We start from the raw sequence: 580 nt of genomic DNA, 5'->3' as shown, positions 1-580 counted from the left end.
TAAAATGGTTAAATCACCCGTTACAACCTCCGCAATTGCGGGTAATGCCCGTGCAGTTGACAATACACCGTCAAGTTGACGTCCACCATGATTGGAAACAACAATACCATCAGCACCAAATTGTACCGCCTCTCGCGCATCTTGTGGATCGAGAATACCCTTCAAAATCATTTTTCCCTTCCAAAAATCTCGAATCCATTGCAGATCAGACCAACCAATTGATGGATCAAAATTTGCGCCAAGCCAACCAACATAGTCTTCCAATGTAATTTGCTTTTGAAGATAAGTAGAAACATTTCCAAGATCATGTGGACGCCCCATAATACCAACATTCCAAGCCCAGTGTGGATGGACAAAAGCCTGTAAAATACGGCGTAATCCGGCATAAGGTCCAGACATCCCTGAATGAGCATCACGATAACGGGCACCAGGGACCGGCATATCAACTGTAAATACCAATGTACGTACACCAGCCAGCCAAGATCGCTCCAAAACATCACGCATAAACCCACGATCTTTGAGAACATAAAGTTGAAACCAAAATCCACTTCCAACCTCTGCATGCACTTCTGCAAGGGAG

General features: G+C 44.7%; 1 protein-coding gene. It reads right to left on the bottom strand.

Going from position 1 to position 580, the window contains the following annotated elements; all coding sequences use genetic code 11:
- Nucleotides 1-580 (bottom strand): alpha-hydroxy-acid oxidizing protein (locus tag ACFIK8_RS12660; protein WP_375669626.1); only part of this gene is annotated, 580 nt, incomplete at both ends.

This window comes from Bartonella sp. MR168JLCBS, assembly GCF_042194175.1.
This window is presented reverse-complemented; position numbering and strand designations above follow the sequence as displayed.